The following is a 25,947-nucleotide window of genomic DNA, read 5'->3' as shown; positions in this document are numbered from 1 at the left end:
CTTCGCGGAAATGACAGAAAATAATAAAGTCGTAAACGGGAAAAGATTCCCGCCTGCGCGAGAATAAAATGAACAGAATACAACAAAAATTACAAGAAGATAAAAAATTACTCAGTCTCTATTTCACGGCGGGTTATCCTGCTATTCATGATACGATGTCTATCTTACAACAATTACAAGATAGTGGGGTTGATATGGTAGAAATTGGACTTCCATTTTCAGATCCATTAGCAGATGGTCCTACCATTCAGGAAAGCAGTACGGCCGCATTAAAAAATGGAATGACTACACAATTGCTCTTTGAGCAGCTAAAAGATGTTAGAAAAACCATTGATATTCCATTGATTGTAATGGGGTATTTTAACCCTATGCTACAATATGGGGTAGAAAAGTTCTGTGCAACCTGTGCTGAAATTGGTATTGATGGGATTATTATGCCAGATCTTCCACTTGCTGAGTATGAAGCACAGTACAAAGCAATTTTTGAAAAGTATGGCTTGCTTAATGTATTTTTAATCACACCTCAAACTAGTGATGAGCGTATCAGGCAGATAGATGCTGCTAGTGATGGATTTATATACATGGTAAGTAGTGCGAGTACTACAGGAGCACAAAGTGGTTTTGGCAATACGCAATCTGCTTATTTTGAACGTATTCATGCTATGCATCTTAAAAACCCTCAAATTGTAGGTTTTGGTATTAGTAATTCAGATACATTTCAGGCGGCTACCGCTTTCGCGAAAGGTGCCATTATTGGAAGTGCATTCATAAAACATATCACTGCTCACGGAGCAAATAGTGTTGCAGACTTTGTAAAAACGATACGGTAATTAAATAAAGTAAAGACCCTAAAACCTCAAGCTGTCAAAAACAAATAATAACATTTAAAAGCTTTCTTTTAAAATTACATTTTCATAAGAATATATATATTACCGTGTATTTCATCGATAAAAATTAACCTCTTGTCGGTTCATCGATGTTTCTGTGTAAAAATATACCGATAAGTGAATCACCTCATATTTTTGTAGTCACAGAACTCAAGAATATGAAAATTGTTATTATTTTAATGCTATCGTTTTTTTCTTTTACTACGACAGCCACAACACTATCTTCTTCTGAAAAGCAAGCGCTTATCGATTTGTACTATGCTACAGATGGAGATCACTGGACAGAATCTTGGGACTTAACTACACCCGTAGAAAACTGGAAAGGAGTTACTATTATCGATCATAAAGTAGTTGCTTTACAACTCACAAATAATAATCTTAATGGAGAGCTTCCTGCATCTATAGGTGATTTAATACATGTAAAAGTTATAAATCTTCACAACAATACTATAAAAGGAGAAATTCCAGCTTCTATCGGAGACTTAAATCACTTAAGAAGCCTTAACCTTTCTCTTAATACACTGGAAGGAAATATACCCGAAGAGATTTCAAAAATAAAAAACCTTGAATACCTATACCTGTATGCCAATGATTTTACAGGAGTATTCCCAGAAAAAATTAGTAAGCTACCTAATTTAAGACGTGTTCGTATGTATGCAACTCATATAACAATGGATACGACACATACACTCGCAATTGTATATTGATTACAACACCCCTAATACTAGTTACCCCTAAATCAATTTACCCCAAATCAATACTAAAACAGAAACATCTCCCCAAGTGTTTCTGTTTTTTTTTATTTAAAACTCCCAAAGTGCGTCAAAGACACAATGTAACATTCCTATAATACGGTGTACTTATCGTGTATGGTAACTTGTATATTTATAATTGTATTTATTTGGTTAGTAGCACTTGCATATTTCTTCCCAAAGGGTACTAGAATATTTGGCATTAATGCTGAAATTCTTTTCAAAAAAAACAAAGAGGAAGATGAAGATTATTATTCTTAACTTCCCTTAAACTATTTTTTTTCAAAATTGGCATCTGAAAACAATAAAAATATATTACTCGTATTAGATCTTGATGAGACCTTAATACATGCAACAGAAACACAATTAGAAATCCCCTATAGTTTCACCTATGCTGACTATTTTATTTATAATAGACCTGGCTTAGAAGAATTCCTAAAGACGATAAGTGTCGATTTTGATTTAGCTATATGGTCATCTGCAGACGATAGATATGTAGAAGATATTGTAGCTCAAATCACACCGCCTATAATAGATTTTAAATTCATTTGGGGAAGGTCACGTTGTACTACAAGGAGAGATTATAGCTTAGACATCTATGTTCACGAAAAACGTCTTAAGAAAGTAAAGAAACAGGGCTATAATATAGAGCGTATGCTAATTGTGGATGATTCTCCTGAAAAAACAAAAGACAACTACGGTAACGCTATTTATGTCAATCCGTTTGAAGGTGATCAAGAAGATCGCGAATTACAATTACTTGTGAAGTATCTCTCATCAATAAAAGATTTAAAAAATATAAGAAGTCTTGAAAAAAGAGGTTGGAGAAATCAAATTTAAATTACTAGTTAAATACACCCTATGAAAACACAATCATTTTTATACATCTCTTTAGTTGTACTATTTTTCTCCTGTAAGGAATCCATTATTGAACCATTAGGAGATACAACTGTAGATGTTTTTGAAGACACAAATTTGTATTTTGATATGGCATTTAAGTCTGGACCTTCTCCTTTACAGGATGCTATTTTGCGTTTGGATGCAGGCCGTGTAATTGTAAAAAAAGTAAAAATTCCAAACTACACCTTACAAACAGAAGCGACAGTTAATGTTTCATTGACTTCTAATGGAGATCCTTGGGATAAATCGGGGTCGTTATTTGTTATTCCAACGAATACTGATATTTCATTATTAGATTTTGAAAATGGTAACTTTGACCTAGCGCAACTTAAAGAAACTTATCCGGCTGTCACTTCCTTTACAAAAGATAGTATTACATACAAACCTAATCTAGAATTACTCCGATTTATGACCCCTTTTGGCGTAGGACATTTTACAGATAGTGAACGCGTAAAAGATCGTAAGCCTATTTATATTCCTCATTGGGAAGAAAAAGTTTCTTGGTCGCAAGATATTTCTCATCTTTTACCGGTATTACACGATGAGGTATATGTAGGGGTTTTTATAGATACTTGGACAAAAGAAGGGTATACTATTTCTGTTTCCTTAGATTTTGATGAAAGTGATTTTCCTAATCACACAAGTAGGAAACAAGAAGTATTACCGCTTGTGAATACAACTAAGTATGCTTCTGGACAACGATTGTTTGATGCCTTTTCTAAAGATACCATCCGTGTAGATTTTTCTATAAATATGCCTTTTAAAAATGCAAAACTCCATTATATCACTACGGGTCATGGCGGACATGGAGGTGGTGATGAGTTTGTGAAAAAAGAAAATATCATCACACTAGACGGAACAATGATTAAATCATTTATCCCATGGAGAGATGATTGCGCAAGTTTTAGGCGTTTCAATCCCACATCTGCTACGTGGCCTGCCAATAAAATTATGGAAGATGAGACCTCTACACAACAGATAGCATCTTCAGATTTCTCACGTTCTAATTGGTGTCCAGGAAGTGATGTAATACCAGAAGTTATTCCTTTAGACAATTTATCAGCAGGAAAGCATACCTTAACCATTTCCATTCCGGAAGCACAAATAGCTACTGACACTGAAAATAATTATTGGATGGTTTCTGCGTATATTACATACGATTTAGAATAATTAAATTACATTCTAAACAGCGCATACCTTTGATGTTGATTCTTTATACGCTTTCGCGAAAGCGTATAACACCTCATTATCAAGGGAGCTATCTTAATACAGACATGTAGACAAATCAATCTTTTATGAAAAACAATCGTCGTCGGTCTTTTGTAAAACAGTTACTCGCTGGAGTGACAGGAGCTACTTTATTACCTTCTTATACTGCAAATGCTTCTACTTCTAAAAAAGAAATAGTATCCAGTATAGATTATAAAGATGATTCTGAAGCTTTCTGGGAACAGATAAAACAACAATTTTCTTTTGCTGAAGGACTTCATTATTTTAATAATGCGTCTTTAGGACCTTCACCTATTCCAGTACAAGAGGCAACCAATACGTTTAGAGCTACCTTAGATGGGTTTCCTTCTAAGTACATGTGGGGAGATTGGAGTGATGAGAAAGAAACGGTTCGTCAAAAAGTTGCTGATCTATTTACTGTCTCTAATGAAGAAATAGCCATTACACATAATACCACCGAAGGGATGAATCTAATTGCACGTAGTTTTGATTTGCAACCAGGTGATGAGGTCATTCTTGCAGATCATGAACATTACAGTGGTACCGTCCCTTGGAAAGTATGGCAAGAGTCAAAAGGAGTAAAATTAGTACGTCCTGTACTTCCTATCCTTCCTAAAACTGTTGAAGATATTGTTGCGGTGTACAGAAATGCGATTACTTCTAAAACCAAAGTGATTTCGATGTGCCACATGGTAAATACCAATGGAATGATACTTCCCGTGAAAGAGATTTCAGAAATGGCACACAAGAGAGGAATTCTGGTAGCTGTAGATGGTGCACAAAGTTCAGGAATGTTTGAAATAGACCTCCATGATTTAGGGTGTGATTTTTATACAGCGAGTGCTCACAAGTGGCTTTTTTCGCCGAAAGGCATTAGTGTATTTTATGCAAAAAAAGAGAGCCAGCACTATCTAAAACCATTGGTGGTAGCATATGGGTATGATGATCCTAGTATACGTCGTCTTGAAAATTATAATACGCGTAATTTACCAGAATACTTAGGACTGGGTGCGGCCATAGATTTCCACACTAAGATTGGAAAGGAAAAGATTACAAAACGATCGTATGAGCTAAAACATTATTTTAGAGAGAAGCTAAAAGACAATCCAACCTTTACGTTTAAAACTCCGGCTAATGATGACTTATCATGTGCTATACAAACGGTAGCGGTTGTGGGTAAGCATGTGCAAGATGTGAAAAAACAACTGTCCGAAAATTATGGTATAGACACTCGGCCTATGAATACTTTTGGATTGAATGGAGTACGTATTTCTTTTGCCATTTTTATTACGAAAAGAGATATTGATTACCTGGTAGAAGCGCTGGAAGAAATTGCTGGTTAGTACAATACTATAAAACATGTATAAATACATTATCATTTTAATAACAGTCCTACTATCTCTAAATGGTAATGCTCAATCAGATTCTCTATATTTTTCTGTTTCTTCTTATTATTCAAATAATCTACTGCATAAAACAGATACTATCGCAATAAAAGACATGAAGCAAACACTAGATGTGCACTTCTACAAAAAGCATTTTCATCTATTTTATGGACTTCCTAAACAACTTATTAAGAAGAAATATAAAAACCAAGAAATCGTAGAATGGTCAAATCCTGAAAATGAGCAAGCAAATTGGTCAGACTCTTATACGTATGATACAAAAGGGAGGTTAATTGAATATAAGTATTCAGGATGTATGATTTGTTCACAGTTACCTTGGGGGTATACATTAACGTATGATGAGAATGATCACATGATAGAGCAACGCACTTATTTTTTATCATTTTCTCACACTTATGAAGAAGGGGAAATAAAAACAAATTTCAAACTAAATGAAGAGCATAAGGATTATACAAAACTCACTTATGATACTAACGGTAGTATTATCGCACTAGAAAAATATAGCGTACATGGCATTGAAAAAGAAATTAGACAACTTTTATAAAATATTTTATTAAAGAAGGGAGACCTTTTTACAAAATGACCATTAATAAGTAAAACATACTTTTATGAGTGATCAAAAAATAATGGCGCTTTTTAAAAATGGTCAGCGAGACAAAGCGTTTCGACAACTATATCGTCTATATCCCAGAATTGAAAAATTAGTACTTTCTAAAGGCGGTTCTAAAAATGATGCACAAGATGTATTTCAAGAAGCATTAATCATAGTAAGTAAAAATCTAGAAAAATCAGATTTTAAATTAACTTCTTCTTTTTACACGTATATCTATGCGGTATCACGTTTTATCTGGAAGGACACTCAAAAACAATATACCAAACAAGAATTACATTCCTTACAACCTGAGGAAGTGGATACATTCCACAGCATATTAAAGGAGAAAAAATATCAATGTGCTGAAAAAGCGTTTCTCGAATTAGGAGAACGATGTCAAGAATTATTACAACTGTTTTATCAAAGAGCATTATCCTTTAAGGTGATTGCTCAAATGATGCAATTTAAATCTGAAAAGATTGCAAAAAACCAGAAGTATAAATGCTTACAAAAAGCAAAAGACATCTTTAAAACCAACTACAAAACGGTTCAATCTTAATTCGCAGCATCATGGAAAAGTACATACAAGACATAGAACATATTAATGAATATATAAACAATACTTTATCTAAAGAAGAAAGACAGGTATTTGAAAAGCAATTAGAAAACGACGCCGAATTCAACTCGCTTTACGAAGAGCACTTAACCTTTTTAGGAGGTGTAGAACGTATTGAATTGAAGCAAGAAATTCAAACGGCACGCAAAGGATATCTTAGGACAAAATGGATCAAGTATCTAGTGATTGGTATAGGAATTATAGGTCTTTCTATAGCTATTTATAGTGTAGTCTCTAAAGAAGATCCTGTACAAACCTCAACGCCTACAACCACTCAAAGACAGCATACAATTCAAAAAGGAAAAGACGCTGTTTCCAGTATAGAAATAAAAAGTAATGACAGCATTACACATATAAAAGTTGCAGAAACTAAGGATCGTATTATTATTGACCAGGAAAATCAAGACACAGTATTATATACTAATGAAGCTCAAATAAAGAATCCACTACACACATATCCAAAGAAAACTCCTGAAGTATATATGATCAATACACAAAGGGATACTGTAATTATTGGTAAGGAAGGAACAAAACTTACCATTAAAGCCAATTCTTTTAAACATACAGGAACTGATGAAATTGCGACTGGAATAGTAACTGTAGCGCTCTCAGAATTCTATCAGTTGTCTGATATCCTTTTAGCAAATCTCTCTACAAAATCAAATGAGCAATTATTAGAAACTGGAGGCATGCTATATGTAGAAGCTCGTTCTGGTGAAGCATTACTAGCACTTGATAAAGATATCACTATCGAAATACCTACTGAGGATAAAAAAGATGACATGCAGTTATTCACAGGTCAAGAAACTACTCAGGGGATTAATTGGGTACTGGATAACGCTTCAGAAGTAGTTGAAGTAGATGAATTACTGGAAGAAATTGTAAATGTTCCTTTTGCCGTTATTGAAGAAGTACCGTCATTTCCTGAATGTCAGAATCTATCTAAAGAAGATCAAATGGAATGTGTCAGAAACGTATTTCAGCGTATCGTAAATAGGTCTTTCAATGCAGATGCAATTCAACGTAGTACGTCAGATAATAACCTTCGAATTTTCACTTCATTTACCATAGACACCAATGGAGATATTACCAAGATTAATTCCAGACCTGCTTTTCCAGGAATTCAAGAAGAAGTAGAAAGAGTACTAGGATTAGTTCCTAGACTATCTCCAGGAAAACAAAGAGGTATTGCGGTAAACACCCTTTACTCATTACCTATTTTTGTCAAGTTTGAAGGATCAACAACTAATCGCGGAAGGGATGTTGCTAATCGAGATACTGTAGCTACAAGAAGGAACATAAATACTCGTAATCAAGATACAATAAATTTTAGAACAAGTACGATACAACTACCCATTATCACTAATGACACGGTATTTTATGGAGGAAGAACTGTGATAGAAGACATAAAAGAAATACTACATACTAATGATGTAAAAATAGACACTGCTTTTGTAGATAGGTATGAAAATTATAAAAAGAAACGACTTATTCAAGAACGAAGAATAAAAGGAGAGCGTTATGTTTTTATACGAAAAGCTGTCTTAGATGACCCAAATTCAGGGTTTACTATTTTACCTACTGATTCTATTACGAGAGGCGGTAATGTGATTCGGAAGCGATGGGATGAAACTCAAATTCCAGATAGGCAATTTGCTCGATTGGTCCCTAGGCAACCGGGAGCTAGTAATTACTTATTTACGGCTTCTCGACTAGGATGGATTAACTGTGATCGTTTTGTAAGAAGTAATACTACCACGAAGTACAAAGTCAAAATCAAAGATAGCGATGGTACGGATGTAAAAATAGTTTTTAAGCGTATCCGATCTATTTTACCAAGCCAATTTACTACAGATGGTTTTGACTTTGGATACGTTCCCAAAGGAGAAGAAGTCACATTGGTTGCTATAAAAATAGTAGATAATCAGTATCAATTGGCTATTAAAGATATAAATACAGATCGTATAGAAGATTTAGACTTAGAGTTTAAAGCGTATACTGTAAAAGCGTTACAAGAAAAATTGAAGAAATTGAATGATCAGTTTTAAATAGTAATAAACTAAAAGGTTCAGAAGAATAGTTTTCATCTGAACCTCTTACTATCTAAATTATTTCTTTACTTCCCTTGATGTTCCTTCACCCAGATATCATTGGCGCATGGGCGTACTACTTCAGGAACTAAATCTGAGCAATCACCTCCATAACGAATCACTTCTCGTACAATAGAAGAGGAGATATAACTTTTACCTGAAGAAGTCAGCAAGAAAACAGTTTCTATACCAGAGAGTTTTCTATTGGTATGAGCAATGGCTTTTTCAAATTCAAAATCTCCTGGATTTCGTAGGCCACGTAAGATAAACTCTGAGTTTTGTTCTTTACAAAAATCAACAGTAAGTCCTTTATAACTCATCACTTTGATTTTAGGTTCATCTTTAAAAGTTTCTTCTAGAAACCTAAGACGTTGTTCTAGCGAAAACATATATTTCTTTGCGGAGTTAACACCTATGGCTAAAATCACTTCGTCAAATAAAGTTACACCGCGTTCTATAATATCGTAATGTCCTATAGTGATAGGATCAAAAGATCCTGGAAAAACTGCTCTTCTCATAGATTAAAAATACGGAATTTATAGATGATAGCGTTTTATTTTTGAGGAATGATCTGTTTATACTGAAGAAAGAAGGGAAAACGACGAACGACGAATAATGAGCGACGAATTTGAATCAAATTATGTATTTCAAAACTACCCAAGGCTACCAACTAAAAACTACCGACTACTCGCTACCCCATCGCCGCTTCAATAGCTTCTCCTAACAAATCTGTTAAGGAAATCCCTGCGGCTTTCGCTTGTCTTGGGATGATACTTTCTGGAGAGAGCCCAGGATTCGAATTTACTTCCACAAAGTGCGGTTTCCCATTATGGAAAATGAAATCTATACGGCAGATGCCTTTCAATTTTAATACTTCATAAATAGCGCCAGTTAGGGATTGCACACTTTCAGTTTGATTGTCACTTAATCGTGCGGGTACAATTTCTTGAGATTTGCCTTCATATTTGGCTTGGTAATCAAAGAAGTCGTTTTCTGATACAATTTCGCAAACAGGCAATACTTTGGTTTTTCCTTGATAGGTGCAGACACCTACAGAAACTTCGGTGCCACTCAAAAAAGATTCGATGAGAACTTCATCGTCTTCAGCAAAGGCCTTTTCGAGTGCAGGCGCGAGTCCCTTTTCGTTATATATTTTGCTAATCCCAAAGCTAGATCCTGCTCGGTTAGGTTTTACGAAACATGGAAATTGGATGCGTTCTTTAATAGCTTTCGCGAAAGCGTCATCTACCACATCTCCTTTATTGATATATACAGATTGCGCCATATCAATCCCGTAAGGACGCAACACACTCAAGGTATCTCTTTTATTAAATGTAAGGGCGCTTTGATAAAAATCACAACTGGTTTGTGGAATTCCCATCATCTTTAAATACGCCTGAATCTCTCCATCTTCACCCGGAGTACCATGAATGGTATTATAACATACATCAAAATATACTTTCCCAAATGGAAGTAAGACGCTAAATTCTCCCAAATCCATATAAAACTCTTCTCCTTCATACATACATATCCATTTATCTTTTAATATATGGATGGCATATACGGTATATTTTTCAGGATCTAACGCATTGACAACTGTGGTTCCGCTTTGAATAGAAATCTCATATTCACTGCTATAACCTCCCATGAGAACGGCAACATTTTTTGACATAAAAGAAAGAGTTCTACTGTTTTTAAAATATATAGAATTATTACCTAAAAATAGTATAATTTATAGAGACACGTTAAAAGAAAATTCAGTTATTTACGTTGTCATAATGAATATCAAAAATACTAGATACGAAGTAGGCTATCAAAAGGCAGTCAATTTTATATCTTTGCTACACTAACCTAATGACCCTATGAGTATATTTCGTTTTCTGTTTAGTAAGACTTTTCTAAAACAACTTGGTCTTGCCCTATTGATACTTGTTGTTTTTATCTTTATTGTAAAGTGGTGGCTAGGAAGCACTACCAATCATGATGAGCTTATCGCAGTTCCAGACCTTAAAGGGATGACACTTGATGTGGTAGAGCAAGAATTAAGTAATGCAGACTTACGTCCTTTTATTATGGACAGTGCAAATTACAATCCTAATTACCCTAAATTTTCTGTGATAGAACAAAGTCCTGCTGCTGGTAAATTTGTAAAAGAAAACAGACAGATTTATCTGGTATTAAACCCATCTGGATATCGTAAAATCACAATTCCTAATGTGATAAGTAAAACACGTAGACAAGCCGAACCAACCTTAATATCTCTTGGTTTTAAGATCGGAAAAATCACCTTTGTCGATTATATAGGTGAGAATGAATTGCGCGAAATGTATCACAAGGGAAAACGTATTCAACCTGGAGATAAACTTCAAAAAACAGCTACGATAGATCTTGTTTTAGGAAATGGAAAAGGATCGTACCGATCTAGTGTAAGTGACAACGATAGTGATTCTCAAAACAACGATACGGATGGAGGAAACTAGTCCTATAGGACCTGAACCACAAGACGACGAGCTATACGAACATTATAGTTTTACAGCCAGTGAAGGACAAGAACCGCTGCGTGTGGATAAATTCCTTATGAATTTTATAGAAAATGCAACTCGTAATAAAATTCAGAAAGCGGCAAAAAATGGAAGCATACAGGTAAACGGAAAGGTTGTTAAACAAAATTACAAAGTCAAAGGAAATGATGTAGTACGTGTGCTCTTCGAGCATCCGCCTTATGAGTATTTATTAACCCCAGAAGATCTTCCATTAGACATTGTATATGAAGATGACACCGTACTGGTTGTAAATAAAGCAGCGGGTATGGTAGTACATCCAGGACACGGAAACTACTCTGGCACTTTGATCAATGCATTAATTTATCATTTTGACAACTTACCAAACAATAGTAGTGATCGCCCAGGTCTTGTACATCGTATCGATAAAGACACTAGCGGGTTGCTTGTGATTGCAAAGACAGAACAAGCAATGACACATTTATCTAAACAGTTTTTTGATAAAACAACAGAGCGTGAGTATGTGGCTTTGGTTTGGGGAAATGTAGAAGATGATGAAGGCACTGTAGAAGGAAATATAGGGCGCCATCCTAAAAACAGATTACAAAACACAGTATACAAAGATGACGATGCTCATCTAGGCAAACCTGCAGTAACACATTATAAAGTAATAGAACGCTTGGGGTATGTAACCCTTGTAGCTTGTAAATTAGAAACAGGACGTACGCACCAAATCAGAGTGCATATGAAATATATAGGCCATACACTATTTAATGATGAGCGTTATGGAGGGAATGCCATTCTGAAAGGAACGTCTTTTTCAAAATACAAGCAGTTTGTAGATAATTGTTTTAAAGTGTTACCTCGTCAAGCACTACATGCAAAAACACTAGGTTTTGTGCATCCAACCACTGGAAAACTTATGCGTTTTGAAGCACCTGTTCCTGAAGATATGACGGCTTGTATCGCTAAGTGGAAAGGATATGCTACGCATCAGCAGTGATTTTTTAAAGAATATAGAAAAGAAAACATAGATTTAAATCAAGATGATTGAGTGCCTTCGCTTTTTCTGCGAAAGCGTACCGAAATTACCGATTCCTAAACCTATAACTTCCCTCTATACCAACGTACATACAATCTATCTTATATGCGTTCTTTTCAGGCAGAGATTTCTTATTTTTGAAGAGAAGAAAGAAAATAAAAATTGAATAGATGAAAATTGTTGTATCTCCTGCCAAATCACTAAACCTTGAATCAGAAATTCCAACTACACGTGCTACACAACCTGCTTTTCTAGAACAGGCGAGTACCCTAAATGGTGCGCTTTCGCGAAAATCAAAAAAGGCCATTGGAGAGTTAATGCACATCAGTGATAAACTTGCAGAGCTTAACAAGCAACGTACACTAGATTTTAATACCCCTTTCACTACCGAAAATGCACGCCCTGCTGTATATACCTTTGATGGAGATGTGTACAACGGTTTGGATGCATATAGTTTGCCTGAAGAAAAATTAGACCAACTTCAAGATACATTACGCATTCTTTCTGGAATGTATGGTATCTTAAAACCTTTAGATTTAATGCAAGCGTATCGCCTAGAAATGGGCACAAAATTAAAAGTAGGCCGTAAAGAAAATCTATATAAATACTGGGGAGACATCCTTACCCATCATTTAAATGAAGAACTCGCCGATAATGAGTTATTTATCAACTTGGCAAGTAATGAATACTTTAAAGTGATTCAACCTAAAAACTTAAAAGTACCTGTGATCACTCCTATTTTTAAAGATTTTAAAAATGACAAGCTCAAAGTGATCTCATTCTTTGCTAAAAAAGCAAGAGGTATGATGGTACGATACATCATAGATAAAGACATTACTACTTTAGAAGGGTTAAAAGGATTTGATTATGAAGGCTACGGATTTAGTGAGGAGCATTCTAATCTAGAGAAAAATGAGTTGGTTTTCATACGCTAACACATCTCATATATTATTATTTCTAATAGCTGTTTCTTCGTAAGAAGCAGCTATTTTTATGTATAGTATTCAAGAATCACATCATTAATAGTATTAAAGCAATCCATTATAAATTAAATAAGGATTTTCCAATAAGATTATCGTTATTTGTTTTGCAGTATAGCATACCTATTTTAGTATCAATATTTTATTGATACTATGAATCATTCAAAACAACACTTTATGAAATTAAAAAAGACTACGCTATTACAATTTCTATTAGTTATTACCAGTATATTTTTCCTTTACAGCTGTGATTCGCCAGACACTTTTGTCTATTTAGGTAATCAAATGCCTAAGAAATATGTAAAAGAAGTAAAGGCGCTTAATCTTTTAGAAAATAACGAAGAGATAAAATACTTTTATTCTGATGGTCTTTTAGATATTAAGGAAGGGCTTTACTTTGTTACCGACAGAAAGCTTGTAGTATACTGCAAAGATTGGGAAGAACCAAAGACAATTGTTCCCTTTAATGAAATCATTCATTTAGATGTTGAATATGACGACTCCTTCCTTGAAGATAGCTATATAACTGTTTACACAAAAGATAGTATTGAAATAGGATTTCCCGTTTCAAGCGAACGAAAAAGAGACAAGGCTTTCTTCAATTATTTAATGCAAAAATCCCAACTAGATTAAGAATATACAACAAATGTAAATATCTAGTATATTTCCTCTATAGATTGTTTATCTACTTCCTTTCCTTATTTTTGAGATATGCTTTATTACTTAGTTATTGGAATTCAGATATATTGCTTGTACCATGCGTATACAACTCGTAACAAATTGTATTGGTATTTTATCATTCTTTTTGCACCTGGCTTAGGATCTATTATCTATTTAATCACACAAGTATTTACCCAGAAAGATGTAGCAATTGTTCAGAAAGAAATTACAGCAGTTATTAATCCAACAAAAAAAGTCAAAGACTTAGAAGCTAAAGTTGCCTTTTCAGACACCTACCAAAACAGATTAGATCTCGCCGATGCTTATACCGAAATCAATGATTTAGAAAATGCCATCAAAAATTATGAAGAAGCATTAACTGGAAGTCACAGTGAAGATTATTATGGTACGGCACAACTATTAAAAGCCTATTATTACACACAGGCATATGAAGAAGCTATTAATACCGCTCAAGTTATTAAAGACAAACCTGAGTTTGAAACTTCTAAAGCACAGTTTTTATACGGTCTATCATTATCAAAAATGGAAAGAGATCAAGAAGCTGAGGTCATTCTAAAAAAAATAGATCAGCGGTATTCTAATTATGAAGAACGTTTAATTTTAGCTCGTTTTTACAAAGACAATAACAAACTGGAAGAAGCAAAAGAATTGCTGGAAGAATTAGGAACTGAAGGAAATTATATGACCAAACCTAATAAGCGATTACATAAAGCCACATTTGTAGAGATCCATAAATTGTATGACGAACTCACAGCCTAAATAAATGTCTATTTTTCTTCATACACACCCATACGAACCTTATAATTTAGAAGGGGCCACCAAACTCATTGTAGGCACCTTACCACCTCCTAGATTTACAACAGGAGCTTTAAATGATAAAGATGTAGACTTTTGTTACGGAAGTAGCAATGGTCAGTTATGGCCTATTTTAGATAAAATATTTGATTTAGGACTTGTGTATGAAAACACCCATAGAGCGATTGAGCAACGCAAGCATTTTTTGCTTTCGCGAAAAATAGGGGTTTGTGATATTGTAGCCTCTTCAGAAAGGACAAAAATAGATGCCTCAGATCTCGGAATGCAAAACGTTCAATTACGAGATATTTTTGGTTACCTAGAGGCATATCCTAACGTTGACACCTTATTATTCACCGGAGGAAACAGTAAAAATGGCCCCGAATACTTTTTTCGCCGAAAGGCAAAAGAAAAAAATGTCCCACTTCATATACTTTCTAATGAAGTACCTCGTATACATTCATTTATATGGGCAGGACGGACAATAAAAACAGTCTCCTTGACAGCACCTTCGGGAGCAGCCAATAGAGCGGTAGGTAGTTTAGCGCTTTATAAAAAAATGAAAAGTGAAAATCCCAAATTCACTACTATTGATTTTAGAGTGTTACAATACACTCCATTTTTTTAAGTACAATTTTTAATATCAAATTTTCCTTTTCTTTTAAGAAACAGCTACTTCTTTACTACTGTAGGTCACTTATTTAAAAATATTCAGTAGTTTTATCCTACCTAAATCTATTACATATTATGAAAAAAATTACCCTACTACTTTTTTTATTATGCACTTATATGGTTTCCTACGGGCAACTCATGGTGGATGATACAGACACCACTCCGTTTGAAGATATTAGTACAACCGGTACTGCTTTAGGCCTTACAGATGATGGAGAAGAAAATATTGTAATTCCTTTTGAATTCAATCTGGATGGGCAAATCTCTTCAGATCTTAGAATTGGAAATAACGGTGGTATCTTATATGGAGTCACCGAAGGTGATTTATTTGCTGGCAACTTACCATTAGATGGGGAATCTCCTAGAATTGTTCCTTTTTGGGATGATTTTGATGATGAGACTGGTGATGTATACTGGGAAGTACGAGGTACAGCACCCGCAAGACGTGTGATCATACAATGGGAAGACAGACCTCATTTCCCAGGGCAAACAGAAATTGATCCAGCTACATTTCAAGTAGTATTATTTGAAACAACAAACGATATTCTTTTTGTCTATGAAGATGTCTTTTTTGATGATCCAGATTTCAACTATGGGCAAAGCGCATCTATTGGTGTGGTAAGTGAAACTACTGTCTATCAATATGCATTTAATGATCCCATCCCGTTAGATGGCATAAGTGCGATACGTTATTCATTAGCTAATGAAACTTTTACAGTATGTGGACCTACAGGTCAAGTTATTGATCCTGATGGCTCAAATGAAGGAGACACCGTTACTTCTGTAATTACTGTTGCAGAAAATGGAACAATAGGTAATGAGTTTTCTATAGAAAGCCTAATGCTAGATATCACCCATACTTTTGTAGGTGATTTAGATATAAATTTAACCTCACCTATGGGAACTACCCTAATCTTATCTAATGAAAATGGAGGTAGTGGAAACAACTATACCGATACGGTTTTTCAAGATGGTGGCGACCCTATTAATGCAACATCTGCTCCTTTTACAGGAATTTTTGAACCGCAAGGAGGAACATTTGCAGATACATTTATGGGAGAAGAAATAAATGGAGACTGGACCTTAACAATCATTGATGTTTTTAGTAGTAGTGAGGCCGGAACACTTGATAATTTCTGTATGACTTTTGTCTCTTTTGCGATTTTATGTCCTGAAGATGTTGAAGTAGTGAATAACCCTAGTATTGTTCCTGTAGGCGTAACAACAACATATACCCCAGGTTTTGGCACCTTACCAGAAGCACTTATAGATGGATCAGGACTTTCTGAATTCCCAAGTGTAGATGCTACACATGACGATACTTCGCCAGGTAATTCTTTTGTAAGTGAAAACGAAGTAGCTGGTAGTTTTGATTTTGATTTAGGAGGAACATTCATGCTGAATGGAGTTGCTATATGGAATCAAAATAATGGAGGCCCAGGTGTTGAAGGAGAACCTGGTATTCAAGAGATTGTTTTATCATCTTCGCTCGACGGTACAAACTTTACCGTAATTCCTAATGGTCCTACACTTGTTTCTCAAGTCATTGAAAATGGACCTATAGGACCAGAACAGTTTGGTTTTATGGCCACAGAAGCAGCTTTTATCCGTTTAGAAGTAATTAGTAATTATGGAGATGACGATGCTGGATTTGCAGAAATAGCCTTTGTAGGTACCGCTTGTGATGCTATTGCAACTTTTGATTTTCCAACAGCTACAGGAACATCTAATACTCCTGTGCAAACTGCTGGATTAGAAAGCGGCGATCTATACCCTGCTGGAACAACAACCAATTCTTATGAAGTAGAAGGAAATGATGGTTCTATTTTAAGCTGTTCATTTAATGTCACTATCCTAGATGAAACACAGCCTTTCTTTATAGGATGCCCTGGAGATTTTGAAGTAAATCAAGAAGGAAATTCTACGGTACCGCTAGATGACTTTACAGCGACTGTATCTGCAAGTGATAACTGTAGTGAAGTGACCATTACACAAGATCCTATTGCGGGAACTATCTTAGATCAAAACACCGTACAAACGGTTACACTCACAGCAACAGATGAATCTGGTAATGAATCTATATGTACATTTGATATTACTGTATTATCTTCTTTAAGTGTAGATGATGAAACTTTGGAAGATACGATTAGCATCTATCCAAATCCTGCTAAAGATATTGTTACCCTTACCTATACAGGAATTCCATCTATCACTCAAATGAGCGTTATAGATATGAATGGACGTATATTACAGTCTATTCCAACTAACAACAATTTTACTGAGAGACAGATCGATATTTCAAACTATGCATCGGGCATTTATTTTGTTCGTATCGAGACTGCTACTAGTAGTACTGTAAAACGTATTATAAAACAATAAGGGAAGCGTTTTCCTTTGTTAAAATCCCAAGACTTGCAGTCTTGGGATTTTTTTTGCAATACGATATATAGATATAAGCAACAACGTTAAAATAAAAAAATGTTGATGCACATTCCGTATCTTCACAGCATCAATCAACCTTTTACTCAATAGATGAAATACGCATTTTACCTTCTATCTATAGCTGCACTATTCTCCTGTTCAAAATCTGTAGACAATCCTGAAAATATTGATTTTACAACTACTTTTGAAAAAAGTGGAGGTACTCAAACACCCACCTACGATGAGGTAATTCAGTTTTACAAAGATTTAGACAATGCCTATGTTTCTATAAAAACTTATGAAGTAGGAACTACAGATATTGGAAAACCATTAACGCTCATTACTTTTAATCCTAGTCGTACACTAGAGAGTGAATTTTCAGAAGATCAAGATGTACGTCGGGTATTGATTAATAATGGGATTCATCCAGGAGAATCTGACGGGATTGATGCCACAATGATGCTCATGCGTGATTTAGCACAAGGAACTATAGAAGCCCCTCAAAATACGTGGGTAGGTGCAATTGCTGTTTATAACATAGGGGGTGCTCTTACTAGAAACAGTACATCAAGAACAAATCAAAATGGCCCAGAAGCTTATGGTTTTAGAGGCAATGCAAAAAACTATGACCTCAATCGTGATTTTATAAAAAATGACACTAAAAACTCACAAGCATTTACAGAGGTTTTTCATCTCGTAGAACCAGATGTTTTTATTGACAATCATGTGAGTAATGGAGCCGATTACCAATACACACTCACACATCTATTTACACAACACAACAAACTAGGAGGCGTGTTAGGGGATTATACCTATCAAGATTTTCAGCCAAAATTAGAGCTAGATTTAAAATCAAAAAACTGGGATATTACCCCGTATGTGAATGTATTTAACCGTACACCAGAAAAAGGATTTAGTCAGTTTATGGATCATCCTAGATATTCTACAGGCTACACTACCCTATGGAATACCATCGGTTTAATGGTAGAAACTCATATGCTTAAGCCTTATAAATCTAGAGTAGAAGGCACGTATGAATTGATGAAAAGTGCTTTGAAAGTAACTGCTCAGGAAGGAGAAAAGATCAAAGTTTTACGTAAAGATGCTTTTAACGCTTTCGCGAAAGCGGATACCTACCCACTAGCATACGCCATAGATAGCACGCAAACATCTACCCTGAACTTCTTAGGATATGAAGGTGAAATGATACCAAGCGAAATCACAGGAAAACAGCGTTTAAAATATAATAGAGACAAACCCTTTACAAAAGAAGTCACCTATTACAATTACTTTAAGCCCACTAAAGAAGTTACCATTCCTAAGGCCTATTTCATTCCGAGAGGCTATCGAGATATTGTGCTAAAATTACGCGAAAATAACATTCGGTTTAAGCAATTAAAAAAAGACACTACATTTATGGCTGAGGTCTATCATATAGACAGTTACCAAACCTCCCGAAACCCATATGAAGGTCATTATCCACATTACGGTACTCAGGTAAGAAAAACACAAGAAGAAGTTACCATTCCAAGAGATGGATATATGGTACTCTTAGAAAAAAATAAAAAAGGATTACGCTATTTACTAGAAACACTAGAACCTGAAGCAAATGACAGCTTTTTCAACTGGAACTTTTTTGACACTATTCTCCAGCAAAAAGAAGGCTTCTCTCCTTATGTTTGGGAAGACAAAGCCTTGGAGTTCTTACACCAGAATCCTGATATCAAAGCTGAATTTGAAGCTAAGAAAGCATCCGAACCATCCTTTGCGCAAAACTGGTATGCACAATTAGCTTGGATCCATAAAAAATCACCTAATTATGAAAAAGCACACTTACGATACCCGATCGTTAGGATGCTTCGTTAAATAAGCTGCTGGAAAAAGAAGTTTGATATTATTATACGATTTTTCTAAAGCTTCTTGCGTTTTTTGGAAATCTTTCCATTTGGCTTTTTTGATCCCTTCCTCTTTTTGAGGTGTCAATTCACCATTATAATCGGTATACATTTCATACCAATAGGTTTCCTTTAATCGAAACTTTCCATTACGCTTAAAGACGTGATACGTTTTTGTGATAAATTTTTTCAATTGGATATCCGAAACTCCTGTTTCTTCTTCTACCTCTCTAATTGCACACGTTTGAATATCTTCCCCTTTTTCAATTTTACCTTTAGGCAAATCCCATTTTCCATTTCTATAAATAAAAAGAATCTCTTTTTTAGAATTATATACGAGTCCTCCACCAGCAACAATAACCGGTAATTTCTTTTTAAGAAACTTCAGTAGCTTTTCTTCTTTTTTGTGATATAGATTCACATAGATGAGCTCTCCATTGATCATTTTCTTTATAATTCTTTTCAGCCTAACCTTCTTAAGCGGAATCGATTTATAATTATTCCCAATCTCTTTTTCTGTAGATAGAATTATAGGAATATCATTCACAAAAACTTTATACATTTGCAGTATGATTTTAGACAAAGAAACGGCAAAAAAAACTGCCGAATTATTATTGCAAATTAATGCAATAAAATTACAACCACAAGACCCTTTTACATGGGCATCTGGATGGAAATCTCCTATTTATTGTGATAATAGAATTACCCTATCATATCCTGCAATACGCAATTACCTACATCAAGAGATGGCAAAGCAAGTTGAAAGTATATACGGCAAACCAGACGCCATTGCTGGTGTTGCAACGGGAGCTATTGGTATTGGTATGCTTGTTGCAGACTATTTAAACCTACCATTTGTATATATACGTCCCGAAGCAAAAAAGCATGGACGTCAAAATAAAATAGAAGGACATTTAGAATCTGGTAGCTCTGTCGTAGTGATAGAAGATTTAATCAGTACAGGAATGAGTAGTCTTAAAGCAGTAGATGCACTAAAAGAAGCAGGCGCAAACGTAAAAGGAATGCTTGCCATTTTTACGTATGGTTTTGAAAAAAGTGTCTCTGCCTTTCAAGAAGCAAATGTAGATTTACATACTTTAAGTGATTATTCACACTTATTAGAGCAAGCAGCAGACACAAATTACATCACAGAAAAAGAACAAATAACATTAGAAAACTGGCGTAAAGATCCAGCAACCTGGGGATAACACCTATTTAAAAAAATAGCCAAATGAATTTAGAAAGTCCAACAAAAGTAGTTGACAAATCTGCCGAAGAAGTTTATGAATTTTTAATGAACGTTGAAAATTTTGAAGCACTGATGCCAGAAAACACAAAATTTGAAAAAATTAACGATACACGTTTTCTTTTTGCTCTAAAAGGAATGCCAGAAATTGTATTAGATCTTAAAGAAGGAGTTCCACATTCTAAAGTAGTTTTAGGTGCTGCTAGTGATAAATTACCATTTACCCTTACGGGAAATATTACTCAGATAGAAGACACGAAAAGTGAAGTTAAATTAATTTTTGAAGGAAGTTTTAATCCTATGATGTCTATGATGATCAAAGGACCAATCACTAAATTTATTGAAACGTTAGCTACAAATATGGACCGTATTGGTCAATAAAGACTAAAAATTGTTTACTATTTATTCATATTAGTTGATAACCTCCTAGTATCTATATAGGCTGTCGGAGGCAAATAAAGTATTTTTGAACATCAAAATAATATATTATTCTAATGGCAGATATTCAGAAGCTCGAAGCACTAGTTACACAAGTACGTAGAGATATTTTAAGACAAGTACATAAAGTAAATTCTGGTCATCCAGGAGGATCTTTAGGTTGTGCAGAATTCTTTGTAGCCCTTTTCCAAGAAATTATGGATCGCAAAGAAGGATTTGATATGGACGGATTAGGAGAAGATATATTCTTCTTATCAAATGGTCATATCTCTCCTGTTTTTTACAGTGTTTTAGCTAGATCTGGTTATTTCCCTGTAGAAGAACTTAATACATTTAGATTACTAGATTCTCGATTACAAGGACACCCGACTACACATGAAGGACTTCCGGGTGTTAGAATAGCTTCTGGATCTTTAGGTCAAGGACTCAGCGTTGCATTAGGTGCTGCCGAAGCAAAAAAGCTAAATGGTTGCGGTCATAAAGTGTATAGCCTTATGGGAGATGGAGAGTTACAAGAAGGACAAAACTGGGAAGCTATTATGTATGCTGCCGCAAATCATATAGATAATGTGATTGCTACTGTAGACCTTAATGGACAACAGATAGATGGAAGTACAGATGATGTACTTGCATTAGGAAGCATGAGAGCAAAGTTTGAAGCTTTTGGATGGATTGTTTTAGATATTGAAAAAGGAAACGATATGGCTTCTGTAGTTCAAGGATTACAAGAAGCAAAAAACCTTAGCGGAAAAGGAAAACCTGTTTGTGTATTAATGCATACCATTATGGGGAACGGTGTTGATTTTATGATGCATACACATGCATGGCATGGAAAAGCACCTAATGATGAGCAACTTGCTACAGGTCTTGCTCAAAACGCAGAAACATTAGGAGATTACTAATCATGAGATCACTATTATTCTTAGTAAGCTTTCTATATTCCATGACACTTTGGGGGCAATCCCAAAATCATGAGTTCACCATTGACTACACAGTTAAATATGTGATAGATAATGCAAAAAAGGGAGCAAAAGACACCATTACTGTTGGTTTTGAAAAAAATGGAAAATATTTGTGGTCTGATTATAAAGGGCTAGCTCAAGAATTTGCAGGAGAAATTCTTCCTAGCATAAAAGACGTTCCTGATGGAGCAGCTCATTTTGTGTATTCTAGTGAACAAGGTAAATTTCTTATAGGATTATATTTAGGTTCTTTAAATATGATTATGGATATGGATATCCAATTAATCATGTCAGAAACAACAACACAAGATGATGCCTTTGATGAAGTTGTCGTTTTAGAATCAAGACAAACAAGTCGTACATATGATATGAATGGCGACATTTTCCCAGTATATGAAATCTATCCAGATATAGAAAATAAAAGTATAATCAAATTAGCACTAGACGAATCTAAAGCAATGGACAACAATAATTTATTCCAAAGTTTTTTTCAACTTATGCTAACATCTACCAATAGTAAAGGTGATATTCAGGGACAAATTCCCGATGGGCTTATTCTTTCTATAATAGATCAATCAGATAATGTATTACTCCGTGCTATTAGCGTAGATGATACACCTTTAAAAATAAGCATCAATAACAGCTTTAAAATCTCAGAATGAAAACATACGAAAACACAGGAAACAAAGACACTCGATCAGGATTTGGTGCAGGCCTAGAAGCTCTAGGAAAAACCAATGAAAATGTAGTGGCACTTTGTGCAGATCTTACAGGATCTTTAAAAATGGATGCTTTCAAAGCAAATCATCCAGAACGTTTCTTTCAAGTAGGTATTGCCGAAGCAAACATGATTGGTCTTGCTGCCGGGATGACTATAGGAGGTAAAATTCCATTTACTGGAACATTTGCCAACTTCTCTACGGGACGTGTCTATGATCAAATACGTCAAAGTGTTGCCTATTCTGGAAAAAATGTAAAAATCTGTGCTTCTCATGCAGGATTAACCCTTGGAGAAGATGGTGCAACCCATCAGATTTTAGAAGACATAGGGCTTATGAAAATGCTACCTGGGATGACTGTTATCAATACTTGTGATTATAATCAAACCAAAGCCGCAACGATAGCTATTGCAGCACATAAAGGACCTGTATATTTACGTTTTGGTCGCCCAAAAGTAGCCAATTTCACTCCAGAAAATCAAGATTTTCAAATTGGAAAAGCAGTACACTTACAGGAAGGAAATGATGTAACTATTGTCGCTACAGGACATCTTGTATGGGAAGCACTAGAAGCTGCTAAAACATTACATGCAGAAGGAATTTCTGCCGATGTGATCAATATACATACAATCAAGCCGCTAGATGAAGAAGCTATCATTGCTTCTGTAAAGAAAACAGGATGCATCGTTACCGCCGAAGAGCATAATTTCTTAGGAGGATTAGGAGAAAGTGTTGCGAGAACATTAGCGACATCACATCCAACTCCTCAAGAGTTTGTTGCTACACAAGACACCTTTGGGGAAAGTGGAACTCCTGCACAACTTATGGAAAAATACGGACTTAATGCCGCAGCTATTGTAAAAGCTTCAAAGAAAGCGATTACTAGAAAATAAAGAATGTAATTTTACGTTTTTATAAAACATTGTAAGGCAGAGTGTAACATTCTGCCTTTATTTTTGTCATTCATTCAAACACTAAAACTCAATTATGAAAAAACTAATGATTCTGATACTATTTGTATCATCCGTAACTGCTTTTGGACAAAGTGCACAATTTGGACTCAAAGGAGGACTTAACTATGGATCTACTGGAGGATTAGATACCTTCGCACCATTTGCAGAAAATTTTTCAATAGATGGAGATGATAAAGTAGGTTTCCATGTGGGATTGTACTCTAAGTTTAAACTTCTAGGAATTTTTGTTCAACCTGAGCTTGTATACACACGTTTAAATACAGAATATAGTCAAGACGGAACGAGTGCTGATTATAACTTTTCCAAAATAGATATTCCATTACTGGTAGGGCTTGATATAGTAGGACCATTAAATATCAAAGCAGGACCATCCTTTCAATTAGTACTCAACAATGATCTAGATGGATTAGGAGTCGCTATAGAAGACCCTGAAAATTCATTTACTATTGGGTATCAATTAGGGGCTGGAGTTCAATTAGGAAGGCTTGGTATTGATTTACGCTATGAGGGCGCTTTTCAAGATAATGATGCCATTTCTGATACAAATGTTCAAGACTTTGGATTTGTCGTAGACTCTAGGCCTTCACAATGGATTTTAAGTTTATCGTATCAACTAAAAGGTAACGGAGATAAAAAATAAGCATATCAACAAGATAAAACCGCTCAATCTATTTGAGAGATGCGGGATTTAAATATTCTAAAGCACTTATTAAATTTATCTATACGAATATACATTCACTATTGTGGATGTATATTTTTTTTTACAGCTTTAAATATTGTTTAATTCAAAAAATATTTAAAATGAAAAAATTATTAAATCTAAAAGGTGTAAAAGTCTTATCAAATTTAGAACAATTAGCAATGAATGGAGAAGGCCTTTCTGAATGTGGATGTGATGGTGTTACTGTCTGGTGTCATGATGGTTACGGGGTTAGTATTGGATGTTGCACAGGAATCCCTTATTCTCCACATGGTATATGTGCAAGTCATGGTGGATTTTCTCATCAAGAAGTTCATAGGTAATAAAAAAGGCAACTCAATTATGAGTTGCCTTTTTTATTATATGTGTATACGCTTTCGCGAAAGCGGACTATTAACTATCCGAATCTAAATAATCAGGGGTACCATCACCGTCTGTATCTGGATAGGTGATTTCTCCTGTATTAAAGTTGATATTGATCTCATCTACGGTATCAATACCATCACCATCATCATCTGTATCTAAGTGATCAACCACACCATCATTATCGGTATCTATAAACGCTACAAAATTACCTTCGTCATCTCGTACGATCTCTAAACGTGTTGTCACGCCATCATTATCATCATCAGGATCATTGAAGTTTGCCTGTGTATCGTCATCGGTATTGTCTATATCATCAAATAAGAATCCGTTACCATCTATATCTTCATTTATGGTAAGAATACCATCACCATCGTGATCGGTTACCTTACTATCATACATAGAAAACGTAAATACTAACGATGAGTAAATTCCGATATCACTATTAGGTGGTTGTGCAAAATAGGCTAATCCACTTGGGATAAATATTGCACCGATACCATAATCATTATTAAATTCTGTAGTTCCATCTGGAGCAATAGTAAATCCTGATCCTCCTCTAGCACCTTCTATTCCATTTGCAAAACCATCTATGGTTGCTGGAAGGTTAAACCAAATTGGGTTAGAGGCACTATCAAATACATTACTTAAAATGTTTTCTCCTCTATAGGTTACAAATGTAGAATCTACTTGTGTTGTAGCAGGACCTACTCCTTCTCTAGCTGTTAGGATATATAATGTATTGGAAGCCTCAAAACGATCATAGGTTTTAGAAACCACTTGATTGATCAAAGGTGTTTTATCTGCATTTTCTCCAGAGATGGTATCAAAACGAATTTCGTAATCAAAATCTGCAGGTGGATTTGCAAACTCTTCATAGTTATAGAAATGCGTTTCTAGATATTCTCTAATAAAGGCATCATCTGCTATAGATTGTTCTCCTCTATCTCTAAAAGGAATGGCGTCTGGGGTATTGTCATCTTCTCCACAAGAGATAAATAAAACCAATACCGCTAGTATACTAAGATAATTTTTAATATTCATAAAATTCTTTTTCGAGGGTGCAAGATACAATTTTGACGTAT

The 25,947-nt window shown here is 34.9% G+C and carries 27 protein-coding genes; 23 read left to right on the top strand and 4 right to left on the bottom strand.

Annotated elements, in window-relative coordinates:
* Nucleotides 1-68 precede the first annotated feature (68 nt).
* From trpA to CHB80_RS17135, 8 genes are all read left to right on the top strand, one after another.
* Nucleotides 69-830 carry a tryptophan synthase subunit alpha gene (trpA, locus tag CHB80_RS17170; RefSeq protein ID WP_089372743.1) on the top strand — a complete coding sequence of 254 codons (762 nt, stop codon included), beginning with the start codon at nt 69-71 and terminating at the stop codon, nt 828-830.
* A 215-nt stretch (nt 831-1,045) separates the two neighbouring features.
* Entirely contained in the window at nt 1,046-1,594 is a 549-nt protein-coding gene (locus CHB80_RS17165) for a leucine-rich repeat domain-containing protein (RefSeq protein ID WP_089372742.1), read from the top strand.
* 333 nt (nt 1,595-1,927) lie between these two features.
* Nucleotides 1,928-2,479: an NIF family HAD-type phosphatase gene (locus CHB80_RS17160; protein ID WP_218823096.1), complete on the top strand. Its 552-nt coding sequence runs from the start codon at nt 1,928-1,930 to the stop codon at nt 2,477-2,479.
* A 21-nt stretch (nt 2,480-2,500) separates the two neighbouring features.
* Nucleotides 2,501-3,709: a PNGase F N-terminal domain-containing protein gene (locus tag CHB80_RS17155; RefSeq protein WP_089372741.1), complete on the top strand. Its 1,209-nt coding sequence runs from the start codon at nt 2,501-2,503 to the stop codon at nt 3,707-3,709.
* 125 nt (nt 3,710-3,834) lie between these two features.
* Entirely contained in the window at nt 3,835-5,112 is a 1,278-nt protein-coding gene (locus CHB80_RS17150; RefSeq protein ID WP_089372740.1) for an aminotransferase class V-fold PLP-dependent enzyme, read from the top strand.
* A gap of 16 nt (nt 5,113-5,128) precedes the next feature.
* On the top strand, nt 5,129-5,719 hold the full coding sequence (locus tag CHB80_RS17145; RefSeq protein WP_089372739.1) for a hypothetical protein: 591 nt from the start codon (nt 5,129-5,131) through the stop codon (nt 5,717-5,719).
* A 64-nt stretch (nt 5,720-5,783) separates the two neighbouring features.
* Nucleotides 5,784-6,326: an RNA polymerase sigma factor gene (locus tag CHB80_RS17140; protein WP_089372738.1), complete on the top strand. Its 543-nt coding sequence runs from the start codon at nt 5,784-5,786 to the stop codon at nt 6,324-6,326.
* Nucleotides 6,327-6,337: 11 nt separating this feature from the next.
* A complete protein-coding gene (locus CHB80_RS17135; RefSeq protein ID WP_089372737.1) occupies nt 6,338-8,431 on the top strand; it encodes a hypothetical protein in 2,094 nt (697 codons plus the stop codon).
* Between the two features lie 68 nt (nt 8,432-8,499).
* On the opposite strand, the gene coaD is transcribed toward CHB80_RS17135, so the two are convergent.
* Complete coding sequence (coaD, locus tag CHB80_RS17130) at nt 8,500-8,991, bottom strand: pantetheine-phosphate adenylyltransferase (RefSeq protein WP_089372736.1); 492 nt, start codon at nt 8,989-8,991, stop codon at nt 8,500-8,502.
* 173 nt (nt 8,992-9,164) lie between these two features.
* Nucleotides 9,165-10,145, bottom strand: coding sequence for a D-alanine--D-alanine ligase (locus CHB80_RS17125; RefSeq protein ID WP_089372735.1), 981 nt, complete (start codon nt 10,143-10,145; stop codon nt 9,165-9,167).
* Between the two features lie 190 nt (nt 10,146-10,335).
* Between CHB80_RS17125 and CHB80_RS17120 the strand changes: the two genes are divergently transcribed.
* From CHB80_RS17120 to CHB80_RS17085, 8 genes are all read left to right on the top strand, one after another.
* Nucleotides 10,336-10,953: a PASTA domain-containing protein gene (locus CHB80_RS17120; protein ID WP_089372734.1), complete on the top strand. Its 618-nt coding sequence runs from the start codon at nt 10,336-10,338 to the stop codon at nt 10,951-10,953.
* Nucleotides 10,940-11,977: an RluA family pseudouridine synthase gene (locus CHB80_RS17115; RefSeq protein ID WP_089372733.1), complete on the top strand. Its 1,038-nt coding sequence runs from the start codon at nt 10,940-10,942 to the stop codon at nt 11,975-11,977. The genes CHB80_RS17120 and CHB80_RS17115 overlap by 14 nt, the downstream gene beginning before the upstream one ends.
* Nucleotides 11,978-12,186: 209 nt before the next feature.
* Complete coding sequence (gene yaaA / locus CHB80_RS17110) at nt 12,187-12,951, top strand: peroxide stress protein YaaA (protein WP_089372732.1); 765 nt, start codon at nt 12,187-12,189, stop codon at nt 12,949-12,951.
* A gap of 222 nt (nt 12,952-13,173) precedes the next feature.
* Nucleotides 13,174-13,629: a hypothetical protein gene (locus tag CHB80_RS17105; RefSeq protein ID WP_089372731.1), complete on the top strand. Its 456-nt coding sequence runs from the start codon at nt 13,174-13,176 to the stop codon at nt 13,627-13,629.
* A gap of 78 nt (nt 13,630-13,707) precedes the next feature.
* Entirely contained in the window at nt 13,708-14,436 is a 729-nt protein-coding gene (locus tag CHB80_RS17100) for a hypothetical protein (RefSeq protein WP_143337171.1), read from the top strand.
* Nucleotides 14,437-14,446: 10 nt separating this feature from the next.
* Nucleotides 14,447-15,100, top strand: a complete 654-nt coding sequence (locus CHB80_RS17095) for a uracil-DNA glycosylase family protein (protein ID WP_179218215.1) — start codon at nt 14,447-14,449, stop codon at nt 15,098-15,100.
* A gap of 119 nt (nt 15,101-15,219) precedes the next feature.
* Entirely contained in the window at nt 15,220-17,523 is a 2,304-nt protein-coding gene (locus CHB80_RS17090) for a T9SS type A sorting domain-containing protein (RefSeq protein ID WP_089372728.1), read from the top strand.
* A gap of 153 nt (nt 17,524-17,676) precedes the next feature.
* Complete coding sequence (locus tag CHB80_RS17085) at nt 17,677-19,431, top strand: M14 family metallopeptidase (protein ID WP_089372727.1); 1,755 nt, start codon at nt 17,677-17,679, stop codon at nt 19,429-19,431.
* Here CHB80_RS17085 and CHB80_RS17080 read toward each other — a convergent pair.
* Nucleotides 19,399-20,022: an NUDIX hydrolase gene (locus CHB80_RS17080; RefSeq protein WP_089372726.1), complete on the bottom strand. Its 624-nt coding sequence runs from the start codon at nt 20,020-20,022 to the stop codon at nt 19,399-19,401. The genes CHB80_RS17085 and CHB80_RS17080 overlap by 33 nt on opposite strands.
* Before the next feature lie 7 nt (nt 20,023-20,029).
* Here CHB80_RS17080 and pyrE point away from each other — a divergent pair, with 7 nt between their 5' ends.
* The 7 genes from pyrE (at nt 20,030) to CHB80_RS17045 (ending at nt 24,822) form a co-directional block, all read left to right on the top strand.
* Complete coding sequence (pyrE, locus tag CHB80_RS17075; protein ID WP_089372725.1) at nt 20,030-20,668, top strand: orotate phosphoribosyltransferase; 639 nt, start codon at nt 20,030-20,032, stop codon at nt 20,666-20,668.
* 23 nt (nt 20,669-20,691) lie between these two features.
* Nucleotides 20,692-21,087, top strand: a complete 396-nt coding sequence (locus tag CHB80_RS17070; protein WP_089372724.1) for an SRPBCC family protein — start codon at nt 20,692-20,694, stop codon at nt 21,085-21,087.
* A gap of 113 nt (nt 21,088-21,200) precedes the next feature.
* Nucleotides 21,201-22,046, top strand: coding sequence for a transketolase (locus CHB80_RS17065; protein ID WP_089372723.1), 846 nt, complete (start codon nt 21,201-21,203; stop codon nt 22,044-22,046).
* 2 nt (nt 22,047-22,048) lie between these two features.
* Nucleotides 22,049-22,768: a hypothetical protein gene (locus CHB80_RS17060; RefSeq protein WP_143337170.1), complete on the top strand. Its 720-nt coding sequence runs from the start codon at nt 22,049-22,051 to the stop codon at nt 22,766-22,768.
* Entirely contained in the window at nt 22,765-23,718 is a 954-nt protein-coding gene (locus tag CHB80_RS17055; protein ID WP_089372721.1) for a transketolase family protein, read from the top strand. Before CHB80_RS17060 ends, CHB80_RS17055 begins: the two co-directional genes overlap by 4 nt.
* A gap of 94 nt (nt 23,719-23,812) precedes the next feature.
* On the top strand, nt 23,813-24,439 hold the full coding sequence (locus tag CHB80_RS17050) for an outer membrane beta-barrel protein (protein WP_089372720.1): 627 nt from the start codon (nt 23,813-23,815) through the stop codon (nt 24,437-24,439).
* 161 nt (nt 24,440-24,600) lie between these two features.
* Nucleotides 24,601-24,822 (top strand): hypothetical protein, encoded by a 222-nt coding sequence (locus CHB80_RS17045; protein WP_089372719.1) that lies wholly within the window; start codon nt 24,601-24,603, stop codon nt 24,820-24,822.
* Nucleotides 24,823-24,892: 70 nt separating this feature from the next.
* Here the strand turns inward: CHB80_RS17045 and CHB80_RS17040 are convergent, their stop codons facing one another.
* Nucleotides 24,893-25,906, bottom strand: a complete 1,014-nt coding sequence (locus CHB80_RS17040; RefSeq protein ID WP_089372718.1) for an FKBP-type peptidyl-prolyl cis-trans isomerase — start codon at nt 25,904-25,906, stop codon at nt 24,893-24,895.
* Nucleotides 25,907-25,947: the final 41 nt, after the last annotated feature.

The organism is Dokdonia pacifica, assembly GCF_900188275.1.
In the GTDB taxonomy this organism is placed as follows: domain Bacteria; phylum Bacteroidota; class Bacteroidia; order Flavobacteriales; family Flavobacteriaceae; genus Dokdonia; species Dokdonia pacifica.
Note: the sequence above shows the minus strand (reverse complement) of the source record. Positions and strands in the feature narration are given on the sequence as shown.

Bases quoted from the DNA above. Each gene is read 5' to 3' on its own strand.
- CHB80_RS17125 (WP_089372735.1), bottom strand. From the start codon at position 10,145: ATGTCAAAAAATGTTGCCGTTCTCATGGGAGGTTATAGCAGTGAATAT.
- trpA (WP_089372743.1), top strand. From the start codon at position 69: ATGAACAGAATACAACAAAAATTACAAGAAGATAAAAAATTACTCAGT.
- CHB80_RS17105 (WP_089372731.1), top strand. From the start codon at position 13,174: ATGAAATTAAAAAAGACTACGCTATTACAATTTCTATTAGTTATTACC.
- CHB80_RS17155 (WP_089372741.1), top strand. From the start codon at position 2,501: ATGAAAACACAATCATTTTTATACATCTCTTTAGTTGTACTATTTTTC.
- coaD (WP_089372736.1), bottom strand. From the start codon at position 8,991: ATGAGAAGAGCAGTTTTTCCAGGATCTTTTGATCCTATCACTATAGGA.
- CHB80_RS17120 (WP_089372734.1), top strand. From the start codon at position 10,336: ATGAGTATATTTCGTTTTCTGTTTAGTAAGACTTTTCTAAAACAACTT.
- CHB80_RS17135 (WP_089372737.1), top strand. From the start codon at position 6,338: ATGGAAAAGTACATACAAGACATAGAACATATTAATGAATATATAAAC.
- CHB80_RS17040 (WP_089372718.1), bottom strand. From the start codon at position 25,906: ATGAATATTAAAAATTATCTTAGTATACTAGCGGTATTGGTTTTATTT.
- CHB80_RS17115 (WP_089372733.1), top strand. From the start codon at position 10,940: ATGGAGGAAACTAGTCCTATAGGACCTGAACCACAAGACGACGAGCTA.
- CHB80_RS17055 (WP_089372721.1), top strand. From the start codon at position 22,765: ATGAAAACATACGAAAACACAGGAAACAAAGACACTCGATCAGGATTT.
- CHB80_RS17065 (WP_089372723.1), top strand. From the start codon at position 21,201: ATGGCAGATATTCAGAAGCTCGAAGCACTAGTTACACAAGTACGTAGA.
- CHB80_RS17050 (WP_089372720.1), top strand. From the start codon at position 23,813: ATGAAAAAACTAATGATTCTGATACTATTTGTATCATCCGTAACTGCT.
- CHB80_RS17100 (WP_143337171.1), top strand. From the start codon at position 13,708: ATGCTTTATTACTTAGTTATTGGAATTCAGATATATTGCTTGTACCAT.
- CHB80_RS17090 (WP_089372728.1), top strand. From the start codon at position 15,220: ATGAAAAAAATTACCCTACTACTTTTTTTATTATGCACTTATATGGTT.
- CHB80_RS17140 (WP_089372738.1), top strand. From the start codon at position 5,784: ATGAGTGATCAAAAAATAATGGCGCTTTTTAAAAATGGTCAGCGAGAC.
- CHB80_RS17165 (WP_089372742.1), top strand. From the start codon at position 1,046: ATGAAAATTGTTATTATTTTAATGCTATCGTTTTTTTCTTTTACTACG.
- pyrE (WP_089372725.1), top strand. From the start codon at position 20,030: ATGATTTTAGACAAAGAAACGGCAAAAAAAACTGCCGAATTATTATTG.
- CHB80_RS17080 (WP_089372726.1), bottom strand. From the start codon at position 20,022: ATGTATAAAGTTTTTGTGAATGATATTCCTATAATTCTATCTACAGAA.
- yaaA (WP_089372732.1), top strand. From the start codon at position 12,187: ATGAAAATTGTTGTATCTCCTGCCAAATCACTAAACCTTGAATCAGAA.
- CHB80_RS17060 (WP_143337170.1), top strand. From the start codon at position 22,049: ATGAGATCACTATTATTCTTAGTAAGCTTTCTATATTCCATGACACTT.
- CHB80_RS17070 (WP_089372724.1), top strand. From the start codon at position 20,692: ATGAATTTAGAAAGTCCAACAAAAGTAGTTGACAAATCTGCCGAAGAA.
- CHB80_RS17145 (WP_089372739.1), top strand. From the start codon at position 5,129: ATGTATAAATACATTATCATTTTAATAACAGTCCTACTATCTCTAAAT.
- CHB80_RS17085 (WP_089372727.1), top strand. From the start codon at position 17,677: ATGAAATACGCATTTTACCTTCTATCTATAGCTGCACTATTCTCCTGT.
- CHB80_RS17150 (WP_089372740.1), top strand. From the start codon at position 3,835: ATGAAAAACAATCGTCGTCGGTCTTTTGTAAAACAGTTACTCGCTGGA.
- CHB80_RS17045 (WP_089372719.1), top strand. From the start codon at position 24,601: ATGAAAAAATTATTAAATCTAAAAGGTGTAAAAGTCTTATCAAATTTA.